The 1,922-nt window shown below is 67.6% G+C and carries 1 protein-coding gene and 1 pseudogene; both read left to right on the top strand.

Features of this window, described 5'->3' with window-relative positions; genetic code table 11:
• The coding region (locus tag B3T59_RS13490) for an MFS transporter (protein WP_287003790.1) at positions 1–1,151 on the top strand (1,151 nt) is incomplete at its 5' end.
• 97 nt (positions 1,152–1,248) lie between these two features.
• Positions 1,249–1,922, top strand: a pseudogene (locus B3T59_RS13495) (steroid 3-ketoacyl-CoA thiolase); the annotation flags it as partial.

The following is a 1,922-nucleotide window of genomic DNA, read 5'->3' on the forward strand; positions in this document are numbered from 1 at the left end:
TCACCGCGGCGAGCGCGCTCGCGGCATGCGCACCGACACTCGGCGTTCTCATCGCCGCGCGGGTGCTGCAGGCTGTCGGGGCGGCGGCGCTCACGCCCGCGAGCCTTGCGCTTCTGGTGACGTCGGTGCCACCGGAGCGTCGGGCGGGTGCCGTGCGCATCTGGGCCGCAACGTCGGGGATGGCGGCGGCGCTCGGGCCGGTCGTCGGCGGTATCCTCGTCGAATTCTCCTGGCGTGCAGCGTTTCTGATCAACGTGCCGATCGGCATCGCGTTCGTGATCGCGGCGGTCCGGGTCTTCGGACGCGACTCTGGTGTGCAGCAACAACGCTCCGGCGCTGCCGTCTCGATCGGAATGCTCACAGGCGCCGTGCTACTCGCGGCGTCGAGCGCACTCGGCGTCCTCTACCTGGTGCAGGGCGACGAGTGGGGATGGGGTTCAACGCGCGCGATCGCCGCGCTCGTCGCTGCCGTGATCCTGGGTGTGGCCTTCGTCTTCATCGATCGGCGATCCGACGACCCGCTGATCCCCACACGGTTGTTCTCGCGTCCTGAGTTCTCCTTCGGGACGGCAGCGATGTTGCTGTTCAGCGTCGCCTTCGCCGCCGGCTTGCTCGACGGAATCCTGTTGCTACAGAAGGGCTGGGGCTATTCGGTGATCCGCAGCGGTCTGGCCGTTGCGCCGGGTCCGCTGATGGTGCCCGTGGCGGCGGTGCTGGTCTCCCGGATGGCGCGGATGGTCTCGCCGTGGTTGCTCGCCGCCGCGGGAGCGGGCATGTGGGCCATCGGAATGGTGCTGATCGGAATCTGCACCGACGCGTCCGATCCCAACTACGCCGCCGGCTTCCTACCCGGTTGGCTCCTCGGCGGATTCGGTGTCGGCCTGGTCATTCCGGCGTTGATCGCCACCGCCACAGCCGGACTCGACGCCGCTATCGCCGGCCGCGGCAGCGCGGTGATCACGATGTCGCGACAACTGGGTACGACGATCGGCACCAGCGCGCTTGTCGCCATGCTCGGAGCGGGAGTCACAACGGGGACCTGGTGGGTCTGCGCGGCATTCGCCGCAGCCGCAACCATTCTCGCGCTCGGCCCGCTGGTGCGTCGCACGTCCGCCCAGGCTGAAGCGGTCGCGGCGTCGAACATCGGTTGATGCGGTCTTGCGGTCTTGGGCCTCGGGGTCGTAGCACCGCCCCGCCCGAACATAGTCGGGCACAGCATGATTCACCCTCACGAAAGGTATGAAGATCATGAACACAGCAGTCATCGTCGACGCCGTGCGCACCCCGGTCGGCAAGGGAAAGCCGACGGGCGCGCTACACGACGTACACCCGGTTGACCTCCTGGCTCATCCGCTGCGAGAACTACTGTCACGCAATGCAATCGATCCGTCCGACATCGACGATGTGATCACCGGCGTTGTCACGCAGGTCGGTGAGCAGAGCCTCAACATCGCGCGTCGCGGTTTGTTGGCGGCCGGCTACCCGGAGTCGGTGCCGGGCGTCTCGCTCGACAGGCAATGCGGCAGTGGTCAACAGGCCACCGCGTTCGCGGCGCAGGGCGTCATCGCGGGAGCCTACGACGTCGTGGTCGGTGCGGGCGTCGAATCGATGTCGCGGGTACCGATGGGATCGGCTGCCTTCGGCACCGACGACCTCAACGGCGTGGCCTTCGACGAACGGTACCCCGAAGGACTTGTCGGGCAGGGCATCTCGGCGGAGCTGATCGCAGCCAAGTGGGGCATCTCGCGCACCGAGATGGACGAGTTCGCCCTGCGCTCACACGAATTGGCCGCAGCAGCGACCAAGAACGGTCTCTTCGACAACGAGATCGTTCCGCTTGCGGGGCTGACCACGGACGAGGGGATCCGCGTCGGCTCGACGCTCGACACACTCGCAGGCGGCCCCCCGAGGTGGGTGATCGT

The organism is Gordonia sp. UBA7860 (assembly GCF_002500165.1).
Taxonomy (GTDB): domain Bacteria; phylum Actinomycetota; class Actinomycetes; order Mycobacteriales; family Mycobacteriaceae; genus Gordonia; species Gordonia sputi.